Source organism: Chryseobacterium barbadense (assembly GCF_042849955.1).
Lineage (GTDB): Bacteria > Bacteroidota > Bacteroidia > Flavobacteriales > Weeksellaceae > Chryseobacterium.
Window position 1 is genome coordinate 22538 of the sequence record NZ_BAAFHL010000018.1, and the last position, 26184, is coordinate 48721.

Sequence of the window (26184 nt, forward strand, 5' to 3'; positions counted from 1 at the left end):
CATTTTTGTGAAAATGTTACATTTTTTAACAGGAATAACAATAATTAATCTGCTAAAAACAAAAAATCCTCAATAAAATATACACTTTATTGAAGATTAAATATTATGTTAAATTTAAACACTTAGAATATATAATCCGTACTCAGGAAATTGGAGTCGTGTTCCCGTACGATGGTATTCAGGAGTTTTTTATTAGGTTCTGTTAATTTGGCAGCCACCAAAGACCTGATCGAGAATGAACGAAGTGCATCAAACACGGAAAGTGTACCTTCCGCACTGTCTTTTCTACCCGTAAACGGGAAAACATCCGGACCTCTTTGCGCCTGGCAATTGATGTTGACACGGCTTACCAGATTGACAAACGGGTCGATCAGCTCTGCCACTTCCTGCGGATCTTCACTGAAAATACTCACCTGCATTCCATGAGATGCGTTCACCTGATAATCAATAGGTTCATCTATATCATCAAAAGGAACCACTGGAATTACAGGACCAAACTGCTCTTCATGATAAAGCTTCATTTCGCTGTTAACCGGATATACCACTGCCGGAAAAACAAAAGACTCTTCGGTATATCCTCCGTTTTCATTCAGAACCTTCGCCCCTTTTGCCGTAGCATCATCAATACATTCTTTAAGGTAACCGGGCTTATTGACTTCCGGAAGCGGGGTGATTTTCACCTCTTTTTCCCATGGCAACCCAGGCTTTAAAGAAGATACTGCCGCCGTTAATTTTTCGGTAAATTCTGTTGCAACTTCTTTTTGTACAAATATCAGCTTAAGGGCTGTACAGCGCTGGCCGTTAAAAGATAACGCACCCAAAATACATTCACTGACCGCCACATCCAGATTGGCATTTTTAGTGACAATTGCTGCGTTTTTGGCATCTAAACTTAAAATAGCTCTTAACCGGTTTACTTTCGGGTGCAGCTTTTTCAATCCGTTGGCCACTTTACTTGACCCGATAAATGCTAATACATTCACTTTTCCGCTTTCCATGATCGGGGTAATGATTTCCGAACCTTTACCATATAAGGTGTTCACCGTGCCTTTCGGAAACGCTTCCTTAAATGCATTCAATAAGGGATAGTGAGCCAGAACACCATGTTTCGGAAGTTTAAATAAAATGGTGTTTCCCATGATCAGTGCAGGAATAAGCGTGGTGAAAATTTCATTCAGCGGGTAATTGAACGGTCCCATGCTTAAAACCACTCCCAGCGGTGCTCTCCGGATTTGAGCAATAGTTCCTTCCGCTTCCTGGAAACGTGAAGATTGCCGGTCCAGGTCTTTTAAGGCATCAATGGTCTGGTTGATATAATCTACGGTACGATCAAATTCTTTGGTGGAATCCGCCAGCGTTTTGCCTATTTCCCACATCAGGAGTTTAATGATCAGATCACGTTGTTGAATCATTAAATACACAAACTTCTGCATACACTTGATGCGTCCTTCCACCGACATAGTTGGCCATTCTCCTAATCCGTTATCATAGGCTTTAACACAGGCATCAAGAACTTTCATCGCTTCTTCAGGGCCGATGTTCGGAATACTTCCCAGCAATTTTCTTTCCAGGCCATTCTCTTTAAGAATGCAAACCGGCGAATAGATATTCTGCACTTCTCCATTCCATTCTACCAATTCTCCATCGAGAAGATAAGTTCTCTGATGAATTTCGGGGATCTTATATTCTTCCGGAATTTCAGTTTCACTTTTAAAAATTTCAGGGAATGATGTATTAGCTGAGTTCATATTTTTTATATTAGTATATTGATGAATAAAGGTAGAGGTTAAAATTCATTTTAAGAATATGAGGTTAATAGATTTGCTCTATTTGAAACAAAACATCAAAATTGTATTTTAATCACAAGTATATTTTATAACCACAAAAGATGTAAAAGCTCAAGTAAAATGATGCTGAAAAAAAATCCACTTTAAGTTTTCAAAAATCTTTGATTTTTATTTCATGGGATGAAAATACCTCGGATCCGGATACTGAAACTCAAAATCCAGCTCGGAAATCAATTTAGCAGATGAAATCAGTCTTCCTTTATCCGTTCGCATTCCCGAATAAGATAGGTCATTTTGTGCGCAAATTACCTCTTCTTTATTGGGGTGAATGGGTGCCACCACATTATACACCTTGGACTGTGATGTATTCTCCAGCATTTTTTCAACCACCGAACAGATATCCGCATAATGAATATGGTTCACCAGCTGATCCAGATTGGAAATATTGTAATTCTTTAACAACCTCGTCCCTCCCATTAATCCGGCCAGTCTCAGAATATTGGTTTGAGGAAATCGATGGGCGATAAAACTTTCACTTTCCACATGTTCGACAGAAAGATCATCCTCGGTAAATTCTTTTTCTGTTTGCGGATACACTCCGGTAGAGCTCATCAAGAACAACTGCCCTTTATAATCTCCAAGGAACTTCAACAGATTTTCCTGCCTGTTTTTCATAGAAACCTGTCTTCCCCTGATTCCTGAAAACGGAACGGCAATAACGATGATATCCAACTGTGTTGCCACTTCCCACTCCGTTATTTCCTCAGAAAGATCGTCGGGAAAATCTACCAGTGTTGCATGATATCCTTTAGAAGTTAAATCTTCTGCTTTAGACTGAGTAGTGGTGGTGGCGAAAATTTCGTACCGGTCTGATAATCTTTCCGCAATATGATTTCCCAGCCAGCCAAAACCGATGATGCCTAATTTTCTCATGTGAATGCTTGTATTTGTAACTTTCAAAAATATTGCTTTTAATGTTAATAATTTTTTAGCAACCACAAAAGGCACAAAGATTTAAACACTTCAGATCACTTTAGTTCAAAGTTTAAAGGATTTAGAAAAGAAGAGTGGGAAAAAATTGCGCAATTTCTGGAAGTTCCTTTGGAGGAAATCTATGAAGAAGATGAAGCTAAACAAATCAATTATTTTGATAATAATACAATCAGTCATACGGAAGTGTTGGTGGTAATTATTATTGCAATGTTCCTGAATTTCTTTTAGAAAGCCAAAGAGAGCTTATTGAGCTTTTGAAAAAAGAAAACCAAAGATTGCTGAATGAATTGAATCCATATAAAAAATAGATAGTAAGATTTTAATTATAATAAAAAACTCAGCAAAATGTTGAGTTTTTTTGTTTCTTTTATTTAGTTTTGAGGTATTGATTAAATTCTAAACAATTTTCAAGGTTGAAGATTTTAACTATGGAACCATACTATAAAATGATTAACATTATGTATATTTGAATATATAAAATTAAAAACTAATAAAATGAAATTTAAAATTAATCAAGAAGTAATAGAGATGGCTTCTGGAAAGAAATGTGTTATCAAGGGAACAAAAGAAGAACCTTGGAGAAAAACAATAGATCCATATAATAGAAAAGAAGTTTATCCTATTGGCAATGCTGACTATATTGTTTTAATTAAAGTCGGTGAAAATGATTATAAAGGAGAAATGCATGTTTACGAAAACCAATTAACTGAAATTATTAATTAAAATATTTTTGCAATGCCTAAAAGAACAATTTTTACAGATGAGAATGATAATGAAATGGAACTTTTTGTAAATCAAAATGGAGAACTTTATGTTGCTGTTGGAAAGCTAAAAGAAGATTATTATAATGGCTTTATAACTCTTAATCAAGAAGATGTTGAAGAATTAATAAAAATGCTTGAAGAATTGAAAAATGAAATGTTTGAATAAAAACATTTCTAAAACAGCAAAGGATTTAAATTTTATGATTATTCTTTGATAACTATAGAAAACCTACCTCACGGTAGGTTTTTTCATATCTGAAAAGCTTTAAAACAAACTCTCATCCACCATTTTCGGCAGATATTTCAGATAGCTATAGTTCAGAACACTTTTAAATTACCAAAATTTGGTAAAGTTGAATAAAGTAATTAAAAATCCAATATAATGGGACGATATATTTCTCTGGGAGATTATTATGAGAATTTTGTAGACAGTAAAGTTCCTGAACTGAGATTCAAGAATGCAAGCGAGGTTATTCGCGCAGGGTTAAGACTTTTAGAGGAAGAGGAAAACAAAATCTGGTTTCTAAAGAATGCTATTCAGGAAGGAGTTAATTCCGGTATTGCAAAAGATTTTGAGCCTCAAAAACATCTTGGAGCTTTAAAAGCCAAAATGAATGGCTAAGTATTTTTTCATCAATAAAGTAGTTGAGGACTTATCTAAAACAGAATACAAGAATAAAACCTGCCTCACAGCAGGTTTTTTTCATATCTAAAAAGTTTTAAAACAAACTCTCATCCACCAGATTCGGCAGTGTTACCTTCAAATTCGGCTCCACTTCCATGGCTCTTTTAATGGCGAAAATAGCCCCTTCATTTCTTGCCCAGCTTCTTCTGGAAATTCCGTTATTTACGTCCCAGAACAGCATAGATTTCAATCTTCTGTCTGCATCATCACTACCATCTAATAACATTCCAAAACCACCGTTGATCACTTCTCCCCAGCCAACTCCACCTCCATTGTGAATGGAAACCCAGGTTGCCCCGCGGAAACTGTCCCCGATCACATTATGGATCGCCATATCTGCTGTAAATCTTGAACCGTCATAGATATTGGAAGTTTCCCTGTACGGCGAATCCGTTCCCGAAACATCATGATGATCTCTTCCCAATACTACAGGTCCGATTTCTCCATTTTTAATCGCTTTATTGAAGGCTTCCGCAATTTTCATTCTCCCCTCCGCATCCGCGTAAAGGATTCTTGCCTGTGAACCTACAACCAGTTTATTTTCCTGTGCTCCTTTGATCCATTGGATATTGTCTTTCATCTGCTGTTGGATTTCTTCCGGAGAATTCTGCTGAATTTCTTCTAAAACGGCACACGCAATATCATCCGTTTTCTGCAAATCTTCCGGCTTTCCGGTTGTACAGACCCAGCGGAACGGTCCAAAACCATAATCGAAACACATAGGTCCCATAATATCCTGAACATAGCTCGGATATTTGAACTCCCTTCCCAACGTAGGATTTTCTGCCATTACATCCGCACCTGCTCTGGAGGCTTCCAGCAAGAAAGCATTTCCGTAATCGAAGAAGTACGTTCCTTTTTCCGTATGTTTATTGATCGCAGCAGCATGTCTTCTTAAGCTTTCCTGAACCTTTTCCTTGAATAATTCCGGATCTTCCGCCATCATTTGATTAGATTCTTCAAAACTTTGGCCTACAGGATAATATCCTCCCGCCCAAGGATTGTGAAGCGAAGTCTGATCCGAACCGATATCAATTCGTATATCTTCCTGGTCAAATTTCTCCCAAACCTCAACCACATTTCCAAGATAAGCCAAAGAAACGGTTTCTTTATTCTCTTGAGCAGTTCTTACCCTTTCCACCAATTGATCAAGATCTTCATAAATCTCATTCACCCATTTCTGATCATGACGGATTTTGGTGATCTTCGGATTCACTTCCGCACAAACCGTTACACAACCCGCAATATTTCCTGCTTTCGGCTGTGCTCCACTCATCCCTCCTAATCCGGAAGTTACAAAAAGGCCGCCTTTCGGTTCTTTATTGATTTTTCTGAAAGCATTCAAAGCAGTGATCGTCGTTCCATGAACGATTCCCTGCGGACCGATATACATATAGCTTCCCGCTGTCATCTGCCCGTACTGTGTTACGCCCAATGCATTGAACTTTTCCCAGTCATCCGGCTTTGAATAATTCGGGATCATCATTCCATTGGTTACCACTACTCTCGGAGCATCTTTATGAGACGGGAATAATCCCATCGGGTGTCCGGAATACATCACCAAAGTCTGCTCATCGGTCATTTCAGACAAATACTTCATCGTCAGAAGATATTGCGCCCAGTTAGAGAATACAGCTCCATTTCCACCATAAGTAATCAATTCATGCGGATGTTGAGCCACCGCATAATCCAGGTTATTCTGGATCATCAGCATAATGGCTTTCGCCTGCTCAGATTTCCCCGGATAATCTGTAATAGGTCTTGCCTTCATTTCATAATCCGGACGGAAGCGATACATATAAATTCTTCCATAATCCTCGAGTTCCTGTCTGAATTCGGATAATAATTCTGCATGAAATTTCGGATCGAAGTAACGTAATGCATTTTTTAATGCCAGTTTTTTTTCTTCTTCTCCTAAAATCTCTTTACGCTTCGGTGCATGGTTAATGTTGGATTCGTATGGTTTGGGTTGAGGCAACTGATTCGGTATACCTTGTTGTATCTGTTCCTGGAAAGTCATATTATTATTCAAAGTTCAACGGTTTATATTCAAAATTTTGAAGTTTTAAAGATATTCAAATTAGAAAATATAATGCAACTAAACGGGAAAAATTCCCCTCCTCCGGAGGGGTGGATTCAAAAATGACTACATTTTTGAAGACGGGGTGGTTCCATTTTCCACACAATAAAATCTTCCAGCTCCTTCATCACCACAGGAAGATGATTCCTCACATCAAAATCAGTAATCCTGAAAATGACCAGCCCCAATGATTCCAGATAAGCCTGCCGAATGCCATCATATTCCTGTTTCAAATCATGGCCTGAACCGTCAATTTCAATAATAAGCCCCAATGTTTTCACATAAAAGTCTACAATATAATTTCCAATGATTCTCTGCCTGTCGAAATCAATATGATGGAATGTTTTTGCACGAACCTGTTTCCAGAATAAAACTTCACTTAAAATTCCGGCTTTGCGTTTTTCTCTTAATAATACTTTTAAACCCGAATTGTAGGGCAGGTTTTCAACGAAGTTCCTGCGAATGGGAACTCCGTTAATCCGGATTAGGATTTCCGTCATTTGTGTTTTATTTTTTTTACCACCCCGCCTTCTCCTTTCAGTTTGAAACCGCCCCTCCAGAGGAGGGGAATGCCTGTCAGTTAAAACAGAATGGTTTTCCAAAAATAAAAAAACCTTACTGAAAAAATTCAGTAAGGCAGAATTGATTAATTCTATGTTCTAAATTGAGAAAGTTATGGTTATGTAATGTTAATTATTACTTTTCACTACTACCCAGCCGTTAAACACTCTTCCATCCGGCAGGGTAATCACATACCAATAACTCGAGGTTGGTACTGTTCTTCCCGCAATGGTTCCATCCCAGACAATCTGGGTATTGGTATCCTGTTCAAAGACTTTAAATCCGTAACGGTCGTATACTTTTACATTAGATTTTTGTGTTCCGAATACATGTAGGTCTTTCACGATCCAGTAGTCGTTGAATCCGTCTCCATTAGGGGTGATGGCATTTTTTATATCCAGGATTACCCCGTCTTTCTTGATGACACACTCTCCTTCTACGTATTTCACATAGAACGTGGTAACTCCCGTTGGTAAATTATGGAAAATATTACTCGATTGCCATGTAGTCCCATTTATGGAATAGAGAATAGGTTGAGAGCCTGTTGCATGAACTGTAATACTATTGCCATTAGCTACCAGGCTTTGAATAACCGGAACGTCAAAATGCTTTACTTCAAAAGTATCCGTGTAAGAACATCCGTTATCTGCGGTTACAGTCAGGCTATACACTCCCAATACAGTAATATTGGAAATGGTATCCGTTGTAGATATTATCTGCCCTGAAGGATCAGCCCATGCATAGCTTACAATAGTATAGTTACTGATTTGAGCGGTATAACTTAAAGAGCTGTCCGGACAGAAGAATTGGGTCGGAATATCAAAAATCGGAGTTGGTTTAAGAGATAAATGAATCTCCACCACTTCCGGACAATATCCGGGCACGCTAACTTTTACATAAATAATGTTAAGCCCTGTGTTCTGATTGAACTGATAGTTAGACGGAGTACCAATGGCATTCGTATTCGCATTGAGATCAGCCAATGTAGGATAATAGGTGAATGTAACATTCGTTCCGGTATATATTTGCGGCTGAAACTGTGTCAGATTCACATTCTCTATTCCATCATTCCCTGTATCACAGACATCATTAAGCTGGAAAGGACCTCCGTTCTGAACCACTACTTTGGTTCCAATAACAAAGCTAATGCTTGCAATATCATCACATCCCGGCAAATTCTGCACTTTCACCCAAATCTGAGTTGGGAACGGCTGTGCTGTGAAATTTTGCGGATTGGTAATCGGATTGGTTCCGTTTTGAGCATCCGTTTGTGTAAGATAAAAAGTAAATACATTATTCGGATTCGGAAGATCTACCATTTGATTGGTATAACTCATTAAGTTAACCTCATAAATCCCGTCTAAATTATCATCACATATAATGATACTTGAGTTGATCGCTTTGGGAGGGAAATAAGTATTTAGCTGAATGGAAGCTATAGAATAACATCCCGTAGTCTGAGACTGGAATCTCGCCCAAACCTCTACTGTGGAAATATTCGTTGTCACACTTGTCCCTATTTGAGCGGCCGGATTTCCTGCATTTGCTTCAGCGGCGGTATTATAGTAAGATATCGTCATATCCGACAGTGGCTGTGTATTCTGTGAAGCAATGAATAGCTGCGGAATGGCATCATTCAACGGAAAGGTTTCACTTAAGTTGAAATCCTCATCACATCTGTCCAGAACGGCATTATGCAGGACCACAGGAGGTAAAAAGCTTACCGAAAGATTCAATTGTGCCATAGAATAACATTCACCCGCGGTAGATTTCACTTTTACATACACTGTTATAGTTCCAGGCTGGATGGTAAACTGCCCCGGATTGGTAATTTCATTGGAGAAAGTATGCGTTGCAGGATCATAAGACGTATAATACGAGAAAGTAACATTAGATCCGCTGTAAATCTGCGACTGTGCCTGAGTAAGATCATACGTTTCCGTTCCGTCATTATTATTATCACAAATATTCAATAAGGAAATGTTAACCGGAGAATTTACGGCAGGAGTAGGAACCAGGCTTAAATTCACAGGATATATTTCCACACAATTATAAGAAGTAATCTTCACAAACACCTGAAGATTTCCCACAACCGTAACATTGGTGATAGGATTGCTGCCACTTTGCGCATCAGCCAGGGTAGCATAAAATTGTGTTGTCGCATTTTGGGTCCCTACGATTCCGGCTGAAAACTGAGCAAGAGAGACGTTTTCTGTATTATTGTTATTAATATCACAAATAACAAAACCAGACTGTATGATCACCGGATGCACCAGGTTCACATTGATAGCTCTTACCGTAAAACATGTATCCGACTGTTCGAAGCGGACATAATATGTTTGCGTCACAAAATTTCCGTCAGTAGTAATAGTCTGATTAGGACCTATCGGATTATTCCCCAGCATTGCACTATTGAAGTCGCCATAAAATTCTGTTACCGGAACTGATGACGGAGCAACCAGCATATTGGCGGATAAGGTATTCAGATTGACTGAAATATCATCGGTTCCGTTAAAACAGATGTATTCATTCTTTTCATTGACAATTATTTTAGTGAATGTGATATTCATATTCACCTGGGCAACGGCAAAACACCCGTTAGGAATCTGCACTCTGATAAATACCGGATACTGTCCTTCTTTTATATAGGTTAAAGGAGTTCCCGTACCCGCAAAAGCATCAGCATAGGTTTCATAAGTCGTGAAAATTGCTCCCGGCTGGGTAGAAACCAATGGTCCCACATTCAGCGCAAAGTCGAAAAGTTCATTATTGTCCGCATTAATATCACACATGGAATAGGGAAACGCAATAGGCGAATTCAAATTCACTCCCGGTTTAAACTGAAATTGTACAGGCCCTAATACATAAGTACATGATGCATCCTGAAGCCTTACCCAAATGTTGGTGTTGGCGTTGATATTCGCTGTTACCACGGGATTGGTATTATTTTGAGCCGAAGCCTGGCTTAAATGGTAAGAAATTCCGGTAGTTCCGGATGCAAAAAGCTCATTATTGAGCAGCGTAAGATCATACCCCTGCTCTACTCCGTCATTATTCGTATCGCAAAGCAACACGGTGTTTTTAAGTAAATTTTTGGCAAGGAAATCAAGTGTTAAAACCGCCACCCTGAAACACGTCGGTACATTCGGGTTTTGAATTCTGACATATAAGACCGTATTTGAGCTTAAAGTATAAGAAGTTGGTAACACATTTTGCCCGTTTTGTGCATCCTGCAATGAAGAGTGAAAAGTGAAAGTAAAGTTAGCCGGATTTTGCGAAGTAAGATTCTGCTGAAAAGTAGTAAGGTTGATATTTACCGGTGTATTTCCGCAAAAATCCTGAGTATGGTTTTTCGCAGCAGGATAAGTAGCATCAAATGTTAATGCAAAATCGTCCGCTAAAATAAGCTGGCTGTTTCCACAAATATTGAAGGCTACGTTAGCAGTGTAAACTTCATTTTGCGTTGGACAAATATTCGTCTGAATTCCTGTTCCTACGGTTTGACCAGCCGAATTCGTCCAGGTAACTTCCGGTTGAATGACATTTCCCTGCGGATTAAATCTCCATCCTTCCTGTGCAGCCTGCCAAACGCTTGTATTCCTGGTAGGAGGAGAGACTCCGGCTGTTCCGTCATTATTAATCACCCCAATCAAGGCATTTTCAAATTTTCTGGTAGGACATGGAAGCGGTTTCTTATCAACAAAAACTTCAATCACATTCGTTGTTTCATGCAATACGATCTGAGAAGAAGAACGATCTGTACATCCCGTTATTCTTCCTTCATAAAAATTGATAACAAATTTCCTGAAGGGAGCCGTTCCCACAACAGAATAATAAATTTCCGACTGATCCGCCGAAGAAAATACCATATCATGATAAGCCCCAAAAATGGAATTCTTAGGAAGTCCGGTACTTGGATTGGACCATTGAACATTCGGATAATTGATATTTCCAAGCTGTCCGAGATCAAATGTGATCATCCCATTAGAGCCGATGACAATCGCTTCAAAATACTGATTATAAAAACAAAACTTAAAGGGCAGATTCAGCTTCGTAGCAAACAGGTCATCATAATTGGCATTCAAAGGCGTACCCTGATTCAGGGGAATGACCGGGTTATAGGCTTCAGAATTTACCTGATAACCGGTAGTGGCATTCAGGATGGGATATTCCACATGAAGTTGTATACAGCCATTTGAATCAAGGCCATTGGTACAGGTCACATTAAAGTTTTCGTTTCCTGCCGTATCCTTTACTTTAACACTCGTTGGTGTCTGAGAGAGGATGACACCCCATATAAACAAGAATAAAATTTGTAAAGATCTTGTCATATTAAAAAATTAATCCGTTATATACTATCATAAAATTACAAATAAATATTAAAAATAAGCTCATTTAATTGTGAAATATATAACTATAAACAATTATTAATATATGATCCAGATCAATTATTTTTTAGAAAAATGTTAATTATATTTTAGTAGCCCTTACCGGCACTTCTAAAACCGGGAATACAAAATAAAAACCTTACTGAATCAGTAAGGTTAATCAATCAAATCTGTATTTTCTTCTTCGTGGTCGTCCTCATTGTCGCTGAGACTCCAGTAATTATTTTCCTCATCTTCAGCTCCCAATTCTTCCATTTCGTCATCCTCTTCAATTCCGGGAATATCCAATCCTTTATCTATCTTGTCTTCTTCCCTGCTGCCATTGGTTACCGGATTGCCGTCTCCATCCAGAGGAATATGTTCTTCCTGGATGAAAAGATCCTCTTCAGGATCATAGTCCATTTGGTCCAGTCTTCTGTTTTGTTCATTAATATTGTCTTCGGGTATCATATTCTATGTATTTAGTGTTGTTATAATGAGAACAAAAATAATTCCAAATAAAAAGCCTCACCCTTATGAAAAAGTGAGGCTTCTTACTAACTTTAATATTAAAAACTATTACTCATCTTCATAGTCCTTAGTCTTTTCCCAGGCTTCGGAAGCCATTTCCTGGATTTCTTCCCAGACATCTTTAGCAGATTTTTTTGCCTGTGCCATAAATCCCTGTTTGGTTGCTTCCTGATTCTTAGTCTTCATATCATTAATATAATCTTTCACCTGCTGAGAATAGCTTTCAACACTATATCCCGGGTTATTATGCAGATTTTTCTGAAGATTACTGAAATCGTGTGATGATTTAAATCTGTTCGTATCCATAATAAAAGATTTAAGTGATTGGGAATGAATATACTTCAATTTTCATTCCGAAATGAGATCTTAAATCTACTGGTTGGTATTATTCAGCATCGGAACAAATTTATAAGCCCCGAATTCTTCTTTTTCAAACTCTGTAGGGGATATCTTGGTAAACCGGTATAGAACCTGCTCGTCGGTAGGACCTAATGGAATTACCATTTTTCCACCAACTTTCAACTGCTTCAATAATTCGGTCGGCAAAACAGAAGCACCACAGGTCACAATAATTTTATCGAACGGAGCAAAAGTAGGCAATCCGGCAAAGCCGTCTCCAAAACTTTGAAATTTTGGATATAAGTGCAGTTCTCTGAATTTTTTCTTGGAAAAATCAAACAGGTCCTTTTGCCTTTCTATGGTATACACCAAACCTTTCATAGCCAAAAGAATAGCCGTCTGATATCCGCATCCTGTTCCGATTTCAAGTACTTTTTCTCCGGGCCTTACCTGCAAAAGCTCAGTTTGTTCCGCTACCGTTGAAGGATGGGAGATGGTTTGATGCGCCAAAATAGGAAATGCGCGGTCCTCATAAGCGAAATCTTCGAAGATACTTTCAATGAACAAATGCCGGGGAACCTCATTCATCGCTGAAAGTACATTTTCATCTGAAATCCCGATTCTCTGTCGGAGGTAGTCCACTAATTTTTTTCTTTTCCCTTTATGTACAAACGAATCATGCATCATTAATAGTAGTTATTAGGTAACAGGTGCTAGTTGGTACAAAAGTAACAAAACAATCCATAATGATCAACCTAAAACCTGTCATCTGTTTCTGAATACCTAAAATTATTATCTTTACAAAAATTAAAAAAGCTATGTTGAAAGCAGGTTTGGTAGGAGCCGGACATCTGGGAAAAATACATTTGAGACTCTTAAGTCAGTCAGACCAATATGAATTAATTGGTTTTCATGATAAAGATGTAGAAAACGGAAAAAAACTGGAAGCCGAATTCGGGTATCCTTATTTTGAAAATTTTGACGATCTTCTGAATCGGATTGATATGTTGGATATCGTAACTCCAACTGTTTATCATTATGATTATGCACTGAAAGCGATTGAAAAAGGCCTTCATTTTTTCATTGAAAAACCGGTGACTCAAACCCTTCAGCAAGCGGAGGAGATTCTTTATAAATGTCGAGAGAATGGCATTAAGGCCCAAGTTGGCCATGTTGAAAGATACAACCCCGCATTCATGGCTACCAAAGAATACATCAACGATCCTATGTTCATTGAAATCCACAGACTGGCGGAGTTCAATCCACGCGGTACGGATGTTTCCGTTGTTTTGGATTTAATGATCCACGATTTGGATATTTTATTGAGTATCGTGAAATCAAAAGTAAAAAATATTCATGCGAGTGGTGTTTGCGTGGTAAGCAAAACACCGGATATCGCGAATGCAAGAATAGAGTTTGAAAACGGATGTGTTGCCAATTTAACGACTTCCAGAATTTCCATGAAAGCAATGAGAAAAAGCCGATTCTTCCAGAAAGACGCTTATATTTCCGTGGATTTTCTTGAGAAAAAAGCGGAAGTAATCCGTATGAAGGACGCCCCGGAAAACCCTACTCCATTTGATATGATCATTGAAAATGCAGAAGGAGAAAAGAACCAGATCTTATTTGAATACCCGAACATCCAGGCTAATAATGCTATTCTGGATGAATTGAATTCTTTCGCAGAAGCAATTACCGAGAACAAAAACGTAGAAGTTTCCCTGGAAGATGGTACAGAAGCCTTAAAAGTAGCGCTGGAAGTAATGAAACTGATCAGTTCCAAATAGATATTATTGCAGTATTATTTTGTAGCTATTCTGTAAATGGCTACAAGATAACCTGTGATTATCAGAAAAAAACTATATATTTGGAAAGCAATTCAATAGCCCGTTGAAAAATTTGTTGTATTACCTATTGAATTCCTGCCCGCATAAACAGTATGGATGTAAGTTCCTTGTACGGAATCACCATTCATCATGGTAACATTTAAAATCCCTAAACATTTAATAATTAAACAACTATGAAACGAGCCATCCTATTATCCGCTTTATTATTGTCTCAATTTGGGACATCACAGTTATTAAAAACCAATGGTCAAAAAATTATTAATGATAAAGGTGAAAATATTCAGCTGAGAGGTCTTGGCCTCGGAGGTTGGATGCTGCAGGAAGGCTATATGCTGAAAACAGCAGATTTTGCCGGCCCACAATACAAGATCAAAGAAAAAATCGCCGAACTGATTGGTGAAGATGGGATGAATGACTTTTATAAGGCCTACCTTAAAAACGGTATCACAAAACAGGATATTGACTTCCTGGCTAAAGCCGGATTTAATTCCATAAGGCTTCCGATGCACTATAACCTTTATACGCTACCTATTGAAAAGGAATCCGTGAAAGGACAAAACACCTGGCTGGAAGAAGGATTCAGAATGACAGACGATTTGTTAAAATGGTGTGCCGCCAACAAAGTTTACTTAATTCTGGATCTTCACGCAGCTCCGGGCGGACAGGGGAATGACGTGAATATTTCTGACAATGATAAATCCAAACCTTCTCTTTGGGACAGTGAAGAGAATCAGAAAAAAACAATTGCTCTCTGGAAAAAACTGGCTGAAAGATATAAGGATGAGCCCTGGATCGGAGGATATGACCTGATTAATGAACCCAACATTAATTTTACAGGGAAAAATCCGAACGGAACGGATGAAATGTCCAATGCACCACTTTGGAAATTACAAAAAGAAATCACAGAAGCCATCCGACAGGTGGATAAAAAACATATCATTATTCTTGAAGGAAACGGATGGGGAAATAATTACAACGGATTGATTCCTCTTTGGGATAATAATCTGGTATTCAGCTTCCATAAATATTGGAATTATAATAATGACGAAACCCTGAAATTTGCTTTAAACCTCAGAGAAAAATACAATATTCCTGTCTGGTTGGGTGAAACCGGAGAAAATTCCAATGTCTGGTTCACAGAGCTCATCCGCTTGCTGGATAAGCATAATATCGGCTATGCATTCTGGCCCATGAAGAAAATTGACAATATTGCAGGAATCACCAATGTAAAAATCACTCCGGAATATCAAAAACTATTAGATTACTGGAAAAACGGAGGTGAAAAGCCTTCCAGGGATTTTGCCTATAAAGCACTAATGAAAATTGCCGACAATTATAAATTCAGTAACGTGGAGATCAAAAATGACGTCATTGATGCGATGTTCAGGCAAACGATAGAAGACTCAACCAGGCCTTTCAAAAACCATAGAGCTCCGGGAAGAGTTTTTGCTACAGAATATGATCTGGGAAGAATAGGATCAGCGTATTCCGATAAAGATTATATGAATCTTTGGGTAAGCGATGAAAATAAAAGATCAGACTGGAATTCCGGGCATGCAATGAGAAATGACGGCGTTGATATTTATGCATGTAATGATAACATCACCAATCAATACTATGTAGGAAAAACGGAAGCAGGAGAATGGCTTCAATATACTATCAACAGTAAAACGGATAAAGCTTATACTTTCAATATCAGGTATTCAGCCGTTAATGATTCAAATATTAAACTTGAAGACGCTTCAGGAAAACAATTGGCAGCCGCAACATTGCCTTCCACAGGAGGAAATGAGAACTGGAAAACCATTTCTGTAAAAGGAGTCAGCTTTAAAAAGGGAGATAACAAAATCAGAATTGTTTTCGGAAATGCCGGAACCCACCTAAATTATTTTGAAGTGCAATAATAAATATCTTAAATTGCAAATCCCTTTTAGAACTTAAAAGGGATTTATTTTTAACTTCTGCCCATATGAAAAAATTAAGCTTACTTTTTCTTTTGATCTCCACATTTACGTGGGCTCAGAAGTCTGCACTGGAGCCAAAAATCAATACCATCCTTAAAGATAAAAAAGCAACCGTAGGAATCTCCGTACTGGGTATTGAAAATGGCTTTACCTATCATAAAAATGGAGAAAAAAAGCTGCCGATGCAAAGTGTTTTCAAGTTTCATATTGCATGTGCTGTTCTGGACTTTGTGGATAAAGGAAAGCTTTCTTTAGATCAGAAGATACTGTTGAAAAAATCAGATCTTCTTGAAAACACATGGTCGCCCATGCGTGATAAATATCCAGATGGAAATGTAGAAATCACCCTGAATGAAATTATAGATTACACAGTGGCGATGAGCGACAATAATGGTTGCGATATTCTTTTGCGACTGATCGGAGGTACAAAAACGGTTCAGAAATTCATGGATTCAAAAGGGGTAACGGATTTCCAGATCAGATTCAATGAGGAAGAAATGCATCAGGACTGGAATGTTCAGTATGAAAATTACAGTACTACCCATTCCATCGTACAAGTTTTAAAGAAATTCTACGACGGAAAACTGCTTTCCAAAAAATCTACCGAGTATCTGATGAATATAATGCTTGGAACAAAAACGGGAACTAACAAAATGGTGGAACAGCTCCCTAAAAATACTCCTGTTGCCCATAAAACAGGTGCTTCAGGTAAAAATAAAGACGGTTTAACGGGTGCGGAAAATGACATGGGAATCGTTACTTTACCAAACGGTAAGCATTTTGCAATAGCTGTATTCGTAAGTAATTCCTCTGAAACAGATGCGGTGAACTGTAAAATTGTTTCGGATGTGACCAAAGTGGTTTGGGATTATTTTAATAAGTAAATTTTAAAGCTTAATTTTAGGCTCTGAATATATCGGGATATTTTAATTTTTACTCTCGCTGATTAAGCAGATTAAACAGATGAATACAGAATCCTTTTATTTCAAGAGTTTATTATTAAAAATAAACCAACGAATATGAAAAAAGTAATCTTAATAGTAAGTGTATTGTGTTTCTCTTTCTTTTATTCACAAAAGAATCAGAATTATCTGGAAGTAAGTTATGGAAGCATTTGCTGCGGTCCGCCGTCTGATGTTCCGGTCATGAATTATATCAACCAGTTCCAGAAGAAAAACAAGCTAAAAGCCTTTGAAATCTATGAGCAGTCGGGATTAGGCAGAGAAGGTGAATTCAGCTTTTATATTGGAATTGATAAGCTGTCTAAAACCCAGAAAAGCAATTTTATCAAAGGATTGAAAGCTGTTGTAAAAGCGCAAAACGACAAAAGGAATGAGAGCAGAGACGGAATTGTTTATTTTGAGGAATCAGCCCCTGTAACAAAATCCGATCTGTCCCAAAAAAGAAATCTAAATCTTTATAAAAAATCAAAATAATTAAATACGTAAAAATGATCAAGAACATCGTAGTTATCGGAGCAGGAACCATGGGGAATGGTATTGCGCACACTTTCGCACAAAGCGGTTTTAAAGTCAACCTGGTAGACGTATCCCAGGAAGCTTTAGACAAGGGCTTAAAAACCATTACCACCAATCTTGACAGAATAATTGCAAAGGGAAACCTTACCGAAGAACAAAAGGCTGAAACATTAGGAAACATTAGTACTTTCACTCAACTGAAAGATGCGGTAGGGTCTGCTGATCTTATTGTGGAGGCAGCAACTGAAAATCAGGAGCTCAAACTGAAGATTTTTGCTCAGATGGATGAATTTTCACCTGAAAACTGTATTCTGGCTACGAATACATCTTCTATTTCCATTACAAAAATTGCTTCGGTAACGAAAAGAGCAGATAAAGTAATCGGTATGCATTTTATGAACCCGGTTCCGATCATGAAATTGGTAGAAATCATCAAAGGATACTCTACTTCAAAAGAGACTTTTGATGCCATCTACGAAATGAGCAAAACATTGGGTAAAGTTCCTGTAGAGGTAAATGATTACCCTGGATTTGTGGCGAACAGAATTCTGATGCCGATGATCAATGAATCCATAGAAACGCTTTACAATGGTGTTGCCGGAGTTGAAGAAATTGACACAGTAATGAAACTGGGAATGGCTCATCCTATGGGACCGCTACAATTGGCAGATTTTATCGGTCTTGATGTTTGCCTTGCTATCCTGAATGTAATGTACGACGGCTTCAAAAATCCTAAATACGCTCCAAATCCTTTATTGGTAAATATGGTAATGGCCGGAAAGCTGGGGGTAAAATCAGGAGAAGGATTCTATGACTATTCAGAAAGCAAAAAAGCAGAAAAGGTTTCTAAAATGTTTTTGAAATAATTAAATGAGAATTTGCGGGTTATGGGGTATAAATTATAAATTTGAATGCTCATGGTATAATTGGTAACTAATAACAGCAAGATTGATCAAAATTAAAGAAAAAAACATCCAGATAGTACTGGTCATCATTACCTTAATGGTGACCATTTTACGTTTTTTACTTAATGAAAAAGGACGGACGAATCCTGATTCTCTACGATATATGAGATTTGCGCACAACCTTCCTTTTATTGATAATACTTCTACTCCACTCGGGTATCCGGCTTCCATTAAACTCTTTACCTTTCTGGGCCCGGATGAATTCTGGAGCAGTAAAATCATTGCTATTCTCTGCTATCTTTTCATCATCTTCTTTGCCTGGAAAAAGAAATTCTTCTTTAGAGAAGCTATTGTTACAGGTACTTTATTCAGTTTTGTTTCCATTTTTTCGTATACGATGAGCGAACCCCTGATATTGCCTTTCGTATTGTTATTTTTATACATTTCAATGCTGATTATCAATGGAAAATTAGAAAAAGGAAAGGCTGTATTATATCTTTCATTAAGTTTAATTGCGCTTTATAATATCCGATACAGTGCATTATTCATTATTGGGGGAGCCGGGCTTTACGGTCTTGCTTTCAGGAAGAGAGAATATGCCCCGGCTTTTATTATTTCAGGAATCATCGGCGGAATTTTTGTGGTCTTATATAAATTCCTGTTTATCGATTATTTTAATGAAACCTACATAGAAGATGCTTTACTAGTGGGCTTACACCCGACTTCAAAATTACTTATTGAACTTTTTCAGGGCTTATGTACCACTTTCAATCCTTTTATTCACATTGCTGACCCCGGAGGCGGATTAATCAATTATGGGATCTACGGAATTGGATTTTTAAATATCCTGCTGATTATTTATCTCTTTGTAAAATATAAACTTTCAGAATACGAATTTTTCTATGTTTTTATAAGTGTGACAAGTATTGTCTGTTCTTATTTCGTACAGTATTTTTATTCTGTTAATTCCATCGATTACCGGTTGATGGCTCCTTTCAGTTTTCCTGTCTGGCTCCTTTATTTTAAAAGATTATTCCTCATCTTTGATACTAAAACGTATACCGTTGGAATGGCAAGCATTATGTCCGGAATGCTTTTCACATGGCTTTCAAAAGGGAACTACCTTGAAAACAGAAAAGAGATGACCCAATTTCTACAGTCTGAAAACCTGAATAAAGTTCCTTTACGGTTTTATATTGAAACGGCTGAAGACCTTGACAAAATACAGATCGCAGAATTGATAAGCACTGTAAATCCTAATATAACGCTTACCTTTAAGCCTCAGGATACGCTTCTCAAAACAACATTAACGAAGCATAAAGTTTTGCAAAAAATAAAGATTAACAAGAACAAATATCAATAATTTTATTATCTTTGAGAAAGTTAAAACATTAAAAAAATGAAATTACCAAAGTTTTTATTAGCAGATAATTCGGAATTTCCAGAAGATTTATTCGTTGTTCATACAGAATATCCAAGATTTATCTTAAATGTTGAGGAAGAGGAAGTTGAGTGGCTAGATGATTTGGAAGGCGACGATGAAGAAACGATGGCAGATGAAGCGACTAAAGTGGTAGAAGCTGCTTTCAAATGGTGCGATGAAGAGTTGGCTAAGTACGACGAAGAAGAGGAAGAATAAAAATTACTCATAAAAAAAGGAACTCAGTTGAGTTCCTTTTATTTTTTATTCTGATTTATTAAATTTCAATAGTAAGAGATTGTCCTGATACAATTCCAAAGTGGTTCCGGAAACCACATATTTATTCGCCTTTCCTACCATATCCATAAAGTTTTTCTCTACACTCATATTATCACACATCATTCTTGTAGAACCCATTTGCCCGGCAGAAAAACTACCTGTGGAGGCATCCAGCTTCACTGTTCCGAAATAATTGTTGCATCCTGCATTTCCGTTCAGTTTTTCACCTTCGATATTCAGTGTAGGAATTTTTCCTTTTACGTTATCTGCCAAAGTCCATTTTGTATTGGCCAGTGAAGGTTGAGATTTACCTACTTTCGAAGCGGACGAACCGGACATTGCTCCACACGACGCTAAAACTGCTGCCGCACATATACTTAAAAAAAGGTTTTTCATTTTTTTCTTTTTAGATTAAACCAAATTTACGGAAATTATATTATCTGAACGGTTTTCCGGCGATTTTATTATTCCGTTAACATTTCTATTTCACTGAAAAATCAGCATAATTTCCTGATATTCTTTAGGCTAAAGTCCTCAAAACTGCCCATAAAAAAAGCGGGCTTTAGCCCGCTTCTATTGATATGCTGTTTTTGTCTTAAGATCTTAATTCAGCATTGAATTCTTTCTGGAATGCTTTGATCAGAGAATCCATTACTTCTGAGATTTCTTTTTCTTCCAATGTTTTTTCCTCATTCAGAAGCTCGAAACTCATCGCATAAGATTTCTTTCCTTCCGGAAGGTTTTTCCCTTCATATACATCAAAAAGGTTGATGTTTTTAATGAACGGAGATTTATTTTTCTTTGCAGTCTGATACAAATCCTGATAATTGACATTCTTATCGATCAATAAAGCTAAATCTCTTCTGATCTTGTTGAATTTTGGAATATCTTTAAACTTAAGTTCGTTTTTAGAACGCAGTTCCTGTGCGAATTCCAATTCAATTTCCGCATAGAAACATTCCTGGTCGATATCAAAATCTTTTAGCAAGCCTGAAGATACTTTTCCGATTCTCACCAATGTTTTTCCTTCTGCTTCATACGCTAAGGCATCAGAGAATCTCTCATCAGATAAAGCCACTTCTTTATAATCGATGGAAAGTCTTTCCAATAGGACTTTCACATAAGCTTTAAGGTTATAGAAACTTGTCACAGACTTCGGCTGTAACCAGTTTTCCGCCACATCTCTTCCTGTAACCAGGATCGCCAATTGCTTTCTTTCTTCGTATTGCTCTCTTTTATGATAGATCTTTCCGAATTCAAAGAATTTGATATCCTGATTTTTTCTGTTAATATTATAGATTGCATTTTGAAGAAGCCCTTCCAATAAAGATTTTCTCATAAATGCTAAATCTCCGCTTAAAGGATTTAACAATTTCACGGCATCCGTTTCATCTTTTACGGAAGTTAATGAGTTGTTCATTACTTCGTTAAAGCCTAAGCTTTGTAACGTTCTTGCCCAATTGTTCTCTAATTCATCCTGATCCTGTGCACTAAGCTTTACAGGTGTGAAGGAAATCTTCTGTGGGGCGTCGATCTTGTTGTATCCATAGATTCTTAAAATCTCTTCAATCACGTCGATTTCTCTTGTTACATCAGCTCTGTAAGCCGGAACAGAAATTTCGAAACCGTTCTGAATTTCATTCAACACCTGGATTTCAAGAGCCTTTAAAATTTCCTTTACTTTTTCCCTGTGAATTTTAGTTCCCAAGATCTGCTCAATCTTCGAGAACCTGATGATCACATAATGATCTTCTATTTTTTTAGGGTATTCTTCCAATAATTCACCTACCATTTTTCCGCCGGCGATTTCCTGAATCATTTTAATGGCGTGGGTAATGGCTGTTCTTGTAATATTAGGATCAACCCCTCTTTCAAATCTGAAAGAAGCATCGGTATTCAATCCGTGGAATTTAGCTCCTTTTCTCACCGCTACCGGATTGAAGTAAGCACTTTCCAGGAATATGGCTTTCGTTTCCTCAGAAACTCCGGAATGCGCTCCACCAAAAACTCCGGCAATACACATCGGGGTATCTTTACCGTCCTTGATCATGATTTCAGAACCGTTCAATGTTCTTTCTACTCCATCAAGAGTAGTAAATTTGGTTCCTTCTTTTACGGTTCCTATTTTTACCTTTTTGTCCGCAATTTTATCTGCATCAAAAGCGTGAAGCGGCTGTCCGTAGCCATGAAGAATATAATTGGTAATATCTACTACGTTATTGATCGGGCTTAATCCGATTGCTTTTAATCTGTCTTTTAACCAATCCGGAGAATCCGCCACTTTTACATCTTCTATTACAGCTCCGATGTATCTTGGACACAATTCACCATCCTCCACTTCTAAAGTAAATTCATGGGAACCTTCGTTATTCAAAGGCTGGGAAGATACTTTTTCAAACTCTGATTTCTGTTTGTTGGTTGACAGATAAGCATACAGATCTCTTGCTACGCCATAATGAGACATCGCATCCGTTCTGTTCGGCGTTAAGCCGATCTCAAAAACTTCATCGTTGGTCAATTCAAAATAATCCGCAAAATTCTTTCCTACTTCATATTTGGTTTCATCCAGCACCATAATTCCACCATGATCTTCGCTCAGTCCCAATTCGTCTTCAGCACAAATCATTCCCTGAGAAACCTCGCCTCTTATCTTCGCTTCCTTAATTTCGAAAAAGTTTCCGGTTTTGTCGTAAATTTTAGTTCCAACTACGGCGACAGGTACAGTTTGTCCGGCTTCCACGTTAGGAGCACCACAAACGATGTTTAATACTTTCCCGTTGCCTATTTCAACAGTTGTTTTCTTCAATTTATCTGCATTCGGATGTTTTTCGCAGGTTAATACTTTACCTACAACGATTCCTTCCAAACTTCCTTTTACGCTTTCGAACTTTTCTATCCCTTCCACTTCAAGGCCAATATCCGTAAGAAACTCCCCGATTCTTTCAGGTTTGATTTCCGTTTTGATAAAGTCTTTCAGCCAGTTGTTTGATATTTTCATAAATTATTTTGAATAATTTTTACTTGAATTTTTGAATGTACAAATGTCGTGTTTTTTTGAGAGATAGCGAAATTTAGATGCGAATTTAAATGGATACATTTTTCCTAATTTACGCTCTTATTCTCTTGCAGATTCTACAAATCACGCAGATGATAGTACGTCATCTAATTAATGATATTTTCATAATTTAATATTCCTTGACATAAGTTTTTTTCTCCATAAGATATTCCGCTTTAGCACCATTTCCGGTTCTGAAAAGGGTTTTAACCGTTTTTCTGAACTTAGCTTCTTCAGGTTTCACCAAATAACATACAAAATGTAAGTGAGCGCCTTTACTCCATCCTGTATTACCGCTTAGCCCTATAAGATCTCCTTTTTTTACCTGATCACCGATGTTTACCATTACTCCATTTTGTTTTAAATGATAATACTGTGCAAAAGTACCATCTGAATGCAGAATAGTAATATAATTAGCCTGATTGGAACAGTTTTTTGTAGGACAGCCGGAATTGTTATCTTTAACAAATTCTATGACCAAGCCATCTCTTGCTGCTACAATCTCAGTTCCTTCCGGCATGGTAAAGTCCAAGGAATTTTCATTCTGATGAGAAAAGACTCCATTGTATCCCTGATAAATAGTATAGGATTTTCCTTTTCGGTAAGGCAGATCATATTGATAGTTGGAATCATAGGTTTTTAAGGTAACATCACCTATGTAGATCATATACGGTGGCATTTTTTTTACTCCCCATTTTTCCAACTTATCTCCTGCTATAAAATATGCTACTCTGTTTTTTAAAGATTTTGATGGCAAAACCTGAGTTGTTTTAAAGGTTTCCGGGCTTTTCATATTTAATAATTCCGGTTGGCCGGAGAATACAAAAGATACAGGATAAATTTCCTGATTATCGGCATAGTAAACCATAGTGTCTCCTTTTTTCTCATAATAAACCTTGATGTTTTTTTGGGAAAACAGAAAAATACATTGAAATAAAAAGCTTAAAATAATTATTTTCTTCATCACAATGAAAATTGAAATTGATCATTAAAAAAGAGGCTTGAAAATTCAAACCCCTTTATATTTTTATCTGTTAATCTTATAACCCGATGACCGGCATTGATAGCATTAAGATATTTTCGTTGTCTTCGAGACCGTCAAGAGGTTCAATAATTCCCGGTCTGTTTGGCTGCGACATTTTCATGGTGATATCATCGGAACCAAGAATCGTCAGCATTTCCGTTAAAAACTTAGAGCTAAACCCGATGTTGATGTCTTCTCCGTTATAGTCACAAGGAATCTGCATGTCTGCTTTGTTTGCATATTCCGTATCTTCTGCATGAAGATGTAAAATATTTCCGGAAAGCTTGAATCTTACCTGGTTGGTAGATTTGTTGGACATGATGGATGCTCTTTTAATAGCGCCTAATAAAAGATTTCTGTTGATCGTCAATACATTCGGATTTTCTTTTGGTATTACCGCTGTATAATTAGGATATTTCCCGTCGATCAATCTACAGATCCAGATATGTTTACCAAAAGTAAACTTAGCCATGTTCTCATTGAACTCGATGGTTACATCATCACTAGAGCTCGCTAAGATATTTTTGAAAATTGTCAAAGGCTTTTTAGGCATGATGAATTCCATCGGCTCCACATTCATCAGATCAGATCTTTTGTATACCACCAATCTGTGAGAGTCTGTAGAAACGAAATTGGTTTCATTTTCTCCAAACTGGAAAAGAACCCCTGTCATTACCGGACGAAGAGAATCGTTGCTTGTTGCAAAAAGTGTATTGGTTAATGCTTCGGATAAAACTCCGGCAGACATGGTTACACTCTGAGCGGCATCAAATTCCGGCAATTCAGGATAATCGTCTGCATTATCCAATGCTACTGCGAAATTATCTTTTTCATCCAAAATCTCTAACTGGCTCCCGGTTCCTTCCGCATTATCTTTCACAGAAAACGTTAAAGGCTGTTCACCGTAGGTTTTGATAAAATCCTGAAAAATTTTAGCAGGAACGGCAAATTTCCCCGAATCCTCAGACTTCACTTCAAGAGAAGTCACCAGAGTTGTTTCGCCATCAGATGCTGTAATGGTAACATTATTTTCGTTTAACTCAAAAAGATAGTTTTCTAAAATAGGTCTCGATTGAGAGCTTGATATTACGCCACTTACAGTTTGCAAAGCCTTCTGCAGTTCACCACTTGAAATAATAAATTTCATAGATTTTAATAATAAGTTTTTACAAATATAATAAATAGATGCAAGAAAGAAAAAAATAATATCTATGAGTTTTTAACAAAGATCATTCGTCTGTTTTCAAACCAGATATTATGATTCAAATTCCTGTAACGGAAATATTTTCTTCCTAAATTAAGTAGAATTACCCGAATTAATAATTAAAAACAATTCATTGACCAGTAAGTTTTATATTTGTTAAAAAATACTTCCATGCGAAAACCACCTGTTCATAAAAGTTTTTTCAATGCTTTCAAAGGGGTTTTCCTGATGCTGAAAAGTGAAAGGAATTTTCAGATTGAGGTTGTTGCCTTTTTGATCAATCTTTTCCTGGTTTTTTATTTACAACTTTCCACTTTCGATGCCGCACTTATCCTCATTGTTTCTTTTGGTGTGTTAAGTGCCGAGATTTTCAACACAGCCATTGAAAAAATCTGCGATATCATTCAGCCGGATTTTGATAAGAGAATAGGTTTCATTAAAGACATTTCCGCAGGAGCAGTGTTGCTGATGACCATTGTTTCTTTGATCGTTGGAATTGCTGTTTACTGGAAATATATTTTTAATTAATTTCATTTTTTAACCACAGATTTCACAGATTTACACAGATGTTTGTGTTATTCACGAAAAATTAGCGTGGTTTGTGCTATAATTATTTTCCAACATAGATAAAACCAGTCTTCCCGGATTTAAATATGGTTTCAATTCTTTTATAACCCTCCACTTTCATATTCATAAGCTTGAAGAATTTCTTCGTCGGTAACTTCAAATAACATTCCTTCTATTTCGTCTTTGGTATTTCCGAAAATTCTAAAATCGGGTGATATTTCTGATTGCTTTTTCGCAATACTTCAGAATCTGTAATTTCCAGTATCTCTAGCTGATACCTACTAAAATATCTCTTTGTCCGTTTAACGATCGACCGAAAGTCTCTATTTGAACC

The 26184-nt window shown here is 37.2% G+C and carries 23 protein-coding genes; 11 read left to right on the plus strand and 12 right to left on the minus strand.

Annotated elements, in window-relative coordinates:
• Window positions 1-122: 122 nt before the first annotated feature.
• Together ACGHIN_RS09085 and ACGHIN_RS09090 are read right to left on the minus strand one after the other, a co-directional pair.
• Entirely contained in the window at window positions 123-1748 is a 1626-nt protein-coding gene (locus tag ACGHIN_RS09085; RefSeq protein WP_390452721.1) for an NADP-dependent glyceraldehyde-3-phosphate dehydrogenase, read from the minus strand.
• Between the two features lie 207 nt (window positions 1749-1955).
• On the minus strand, window positions 1956-2720 hold the full coding sequence (locus ACGHIN_RS09090; protein WP_390452722.1) for an NAD(P)-binding domain-containing protein: 765 nt from the start codon (window positions 2718-2720) through the stop codon (window positions 1956-1958).
• A 555-nt stretch (window positions 2721-3275) separates the two neighbouring features.
• Between ACGHIN_RS09090 and ACGHIN_RS09095 the strand changes: the two genes are divergently transcribed.
• The 3 genes from ACGHIN_RS09095 to ACGHIN_RS09105 all read left to right on the plus strand — a co-directional run bounded on the left by ACGHIN_RS09095 (window position 3276) and on the right by ACGHIN_RS09105 (window position 4166).
• Entirely contained in the window at window positions 3276-3503 is a 228-nt protein-coding gene (locus ACGHIN_RS09095; RefSeq protein ID WP_390452724.1) for a hypothetical protein, read from the plus strand.
• A 12-nt stretch (window positions 3504-3515) separates the two neighbouring features.
• On the plus strand, window positions 3516-3710 hold the full coding sequence (locus ACGHIN_RS09100) for a hypothetical protein (RefSeq protein ID WP_390452726.1): 195 nt from the start codon (window positions 3516-3518) through the stop codon (window positions 3708-3710).
• A gap of 216 nt (window positions 3711-3926) precedes the next feature.
• Complete coding sequence (locus ACGHIN_RS09105) at window positions 3927-4166, plus strand: type II toxin-antitoxin system ParD family antitoxin (RefSeq protein WP_390452728.1); 240 nt, start codon at window positions 3927-3929, stop codon at window positions 4164-4166.
• Window positions 4167-4263: 97 nt separating this feature from the next.
• Here the strand turns inward: ACGHIN_RS09105 and ACGHIN_RS09110 are convergent, their stop codons facing one another.
• The 6 genes from ACGHIN_RS09110 to ACGHIN_RS09135 all read right to left on the minus strand — a co-directional run bounded on the left by ACGHIN_RS09110 (window position 4264) and on the right by ACGHIN_RS09135 (window position 12791).
• Complete coding sequence (locus ACGHIN_RS09110) at window positions 4264-6249, minus strand: urocanate hydratase (RefSeq protein ID WP_390452767.1); 1986 nt, start codon at window positions 6247-6249, stop codon at window positions 4264-4266.
• Window positions 6250-6365: 116 nt separating this feature from the next.
• Window positions 6366-6809: an endonuclease domain-containing protein gene (locus ACGHIN_RS09115; protein WP_390452730.1), complete on the minus strand. Its 444-nt coding sequence runs from the start codon at window positions 6807-6809 to the stop codon at window positions 6366-6368.
• A gap of 189 nt (window positions 6810-6998) precedes the next feature.
• Entirely contained in the window at window positions 6999-11201 is a 4203-nt protein-coding gene (locus tag ACGHIN_RS09120; protein WP_390452731.1) for a T9SS type B sorting domain-containing protein, read from the minus strand.
• A 213-nt stretch (window positions 11202-11414) separates the two neighbouring features.
• On the minus strand, window positions 11415-11708 hold the full coding sequence (locus ACGHIN_RS09125) for a hypothetical protein (protein WP_390452733.1): 294 nt from the start codon (window positions 11706-11708) through the stop codon (window positions 11415-11417).
• A gap of 108 nt (window positions 11709-11816) precedes the next feature.
• Window positions 11817-12074: a prevent-host-death protein gene (locus ACGHIN_RS09130; protein WP_390452734.1), complete on the minus strand. Its 258-nt coding sequence runs from the start codon at window positions 12072-12074 to the stop codon at window positions 11817-11819.
• A 66-nt stretch (window positions 12075-12140) separates the two neighbouring features.
• Window positions 12141-12791, minus strand: coding sequence for a protein-L-isoaspartate(D-aspartate) O-methyltransferase (locus ACGHIN_RS09135; RefSeq protein WP_390452769.1), 651 nt, complete (start codon window positions 12789-12791; stop codon window positions 12141-12143).
• A 134-nt stretch (window positions 12792-12925) separates the two neighbouring features.
• Between ACGHIN_RS09135 and ACGHIN_RS09140 the strand changes: the two genes are divergently transcribed.
• The 7 genes from ACGHIN_RS09140 (at window position 12926) to ACGHIN_RS09170 (ending at window position 19940) form a co-directional block, all read left to right on the plus strand.
• A complete protein-coding gene (locus ACGHIN_RS09140; protein ID WP_390452736.1) occupies window positions 12926-13894 on the plus strand; it encodes a Gfo/Idh/MocA family protein in 969 nt (322 codons plus the stop codon).
• Window positions 13895-14127: 233 nt separating this feature from the next.
• Complete coding sequence (locus ACGHIN_RS09145; RefSeq protein WP_390452738.1) at window positions 14128-15858, plus strand: cellulase family glycosylhydrolase; 1731 nt, start codon at window positions 14128-14130, stop codon at window positions 15856-15858.
• A gap of 65 nt (window positions 15859-15923) precedes the next feature.
• Window positions 15924-16802 carry a CGA/CIA family class A beta-lactamase gene (gene bla-A, locus ACGHIN_RS09150; protein ID WP_390452740.1) on the plus strand — a complete coding sequence of 293 codons (879 nt, stop codon included), beginning with the start codon at window positions 15924-15926 and terminating at the stop codon, window positions 16800-16802.
• A 135-nt stretch (window positions 16803-16937) separates the two neighbouring features.
• Window positions 16938-17354, plus strand: a complete 417-nt coding sequence (locus tag ACGHIN_RS09155) for a hypothetical protein (protein ID WP_390452741.1) — start codon at window positions 16938-16940, stop codon at window positions 17352-17354.
• Between the two features lie 17 nt (window positions 17355-17371).
• On the plus strand, window positions 17372-18262 hold the full coding sequence (locus ACGHIN_RS09160; protein ID WP_390452770.1) for a 3-hydroxybutyryl-CoA dehydrogenase: 891 nt from the start codon (window positions 17372-17374) through the stop codon (window positions 18260-18262).
• 82 nt (window positions 18263-18344) lie between these two features.
• On the plus strand, window positions 18345-19664 hold the full coding sequence (locus ACGHIN_RS09165) for a hypothetical protein (RefSeq protein WP_390452743.1): 1320 nt from the start codon (window positions 18345-18347) through the stop codon (window positions 19662-19664).
• 36 nt (window positions 19665-19700) lie between these two features.
• Window positions 19701-19940 (plus strand): hypothetical protein, encoded by a 240-nt coding sequence (locus ACGHIN_RS09170; RefSeq protein ID WP_007845674.1) that lies wholly within the window; start codon window positions 19701-19703, stop codon window positions 19938-19940.
• Window positions 19941-19985: 45 nt separating this feature from the next.
• Here ACGHIN_RS09170 and ACGHIN_RS09175 read toward each other — a convergent pair whose 3' ends face one another.
• The 4 genes from ACGHIN_RS09175 to dnaN all read right to left on the minus strand — a co-directional run bounded on the left by ACGHIN_RS09175 (window position 19986) and on the right by dnaN (window position 25226).
• On the minus strand, window positions 19986-20396 hold the full coding sequence (locus ACGHIN_RS09175) for an META domain-containing protein (RefSeq protein WP_390452746.1): 411 nt from the start codon (window positions 20394-20396) through the stop codon (window positions 19986-19988).
• 199 nt (window positions 20397-20595) lie between these two features.
• Window positions 20596-22998 carry a phenylalanine--tRNA ligase subunit beta gene (gene pheT / locus ACGHIN_RS09180; protein ID WP_390452748.1) on the minus strand — a complete coding sequence of 801 codons (2403 nt, stop codon included), beginning with the start codon at window positions 22996-22998 and terminating at the stop codon, window positions 20596-20598.
• A 187-nt stretch (window positions 22999-23185) separates the two neighbouring features.
• Complete coding sequence (locus tag ACGHIN_RS09185) at window positions 23186-24019, minus strand: M23 family metallopeptidase (protein ID WP_390452749.1); 834 nt, start codon at window positions 24017-24019, stop codon at window positions 23186-23188.
• A 76-nt stretch (window positions 24020-24095) separates the two neighbouring features.
• Window positions 24096-25226 (minus strand): DNA polymerase III subunit beta, encoded by a 1131-nt coding sequence (gene dnaN / locus ACGHIN_RS09190; RefSeq protein ID WP_121460737.1) that lies wholly within the window; start codon window positions 25224-25226, stop codon window positions 24096-24098.
• A 228-nt stretch (window positions 25227-25454) separates the two neighbouring features.
• Here dnaN and ACGHIN_RS09195 point away from each other — a divergent pair, with 228 nt between their 5' ends.
• A complete protein-coding gene (locus ACGHIN_RS09195) occupies window positions 25455-25811 on the plus strand; it encodes a diacylglycerol kinase family protein (RefSeq protein ID WP_390452751.1) in 357 nt (118 codons plus the stop codon).
• The last annotated feature ends 373 nt before the right edge of the window (window positions 25812-26184 follow it).

Bases quoted from the DNA above. Each gene is read 5' to 3' on its own strand.
- ACGHIN_RS09135 (WP_390452769.1), bottom strand. From the start codon at position 12,791: ATGCATGATTCGTTTGTACATAAAGGGAAAAGAAAAAAATTAGTGGAC.
- ACGHIN_RS09085 (WP_390452721.1), bottom strand. From the start codon at position 1,748: ATGAACTCAGCTAATACATCATTCCCTGAAATTTTTAAAAGTGAAACT.
- ACGHIN_RS09125 (WP_390452733.1), bottom strand. From the start codon at position 11,708: ATGATACCCGAAGACAATATTAATGAACAAAACAGAAGACTGGACCAA.
- ACGHIN_RS09170 (WP_007845674.1), top strand. From the start codon at position 19,701: ATGAAATTACCAAAGTTTTTATTAGCAGATAATTCGGAATTTCCAGAA.
- ACGHIN_RS09140 (WP_390452736.1), top strand. From the start codon at position 12,926: ATGTTGAAAGCAGGTTTGGTAGGAGCCGGACATCTGGGAAAAATACAT.
- dnaN (WP_121460737.1), bottom strand. From the start codon at position 25,226: ATGAAATTTATTATTTCAAGTGGTGAACTGCAGAAGGCTTTGCAAACT.
- bla-A (WP_390452740.1), top strand. From the start codon at position 15,924: ATGAAAAAATTAAGCTTACTTTTTCTTTTGATCTCCACATTTACGTGG.
- ACGHIN_RS09110 (WP_390452767.1), bottom strand. From the start codon at position 6,249: ATGACTTTCCAGGAACAGATACAACAAGGTATACCGAATCAGTTGCCT.
- ACGHIN_RS09120 (WP_390452731.1), bottom strand. From the start codon at position 11,201: ATGACAAGATCTTTACAAATTTTATTCTTGTTTATATGGGGTGTCATC.
- pheT (WP_390452748.1), bottom strand. From the start codon at position 22,998: ATGAAAATATCAAACAACTGGCTGAAAGACTTTATCAAAACGGAAATC.
- ACGHIN_RS09090 (WP_390452722.1), bottom strand. From the start codon at position 2,720: ATGAGAAAATTAGGCATCATCGGTTTTGGCTGGCTGGGAAATCATATT.
- ACGHIN_RS09115 (WP_390452730.1), bottom strand. From the start codon at position 6,809: ATGACGGAAATCCTAATCCGGATTAACGGAGTTCCCATTCGCAGGAAC.
- ACGHIN_RS09185 (WP_390452749.1), bottom strand. From the start codon at position 24,019: ATGAAGAAAATAATTATTTTAAGCTTTTTATTTCAATGTATTTTTCTG.
- ACGHIN_RS09130 (WP_390452734.1), bottom strand. From the start codon at position 12,074: ATGGATACGAACAGATTTAAATCATCACACGATTTCAGTAATCTTCAG.
- ACGHIN_RS09145 (WP_390452738.1), top strand. From the start codon at position 14,128: ATGAAACGAGCCATCCTATTATCCGCTTTATTATTGTCTCAATTTGGG.
- ACGHIN_RS09195 (WP_390452751.1), top strand. From the start codon at position 25,455: ATGCGAAAACCACCTGTTCATAAAAGTTTTTTCAATGCTTTCAAAGGG.
- ACGHIN_RS09100 (WP_390452726.1), top strand. From the start codon at position 3,516: ATGCCTAAAAGAACAATTTTTACAGATGAGAATGATAATGAAATGGAA.
- ACGHIN_RS09095 (WP_390452724.1), top strand. From the start codon at position 3,276: ATGAAATTTAAAATTAATCAAGAAGTAATAGAGATGGCTTCTGGAAAG.
- ACGHIN_RS09105 (WP_390452728.1), top strand. From the start codon at position 3,927: ATGGGACGATATATTTCTCTGGGAGATTATTATGAGAATTTTGTAGAC.
- ACGHIN_RS09175 (WP_390452746.1), bottom strand. From the start codon at position 20,396: ATGAAAAACCTTTTTTTAAGTATATGTGCGGCAGCAGTTTTAGCGTCG.
- ACGHIN_RS09155 (WP_390452741.1), top strand. From the start codon at position 16,938: ATGAAAAAAGTAATCTTAATAGTAAGTGTATTGTGTTTCTCTTTCTTT.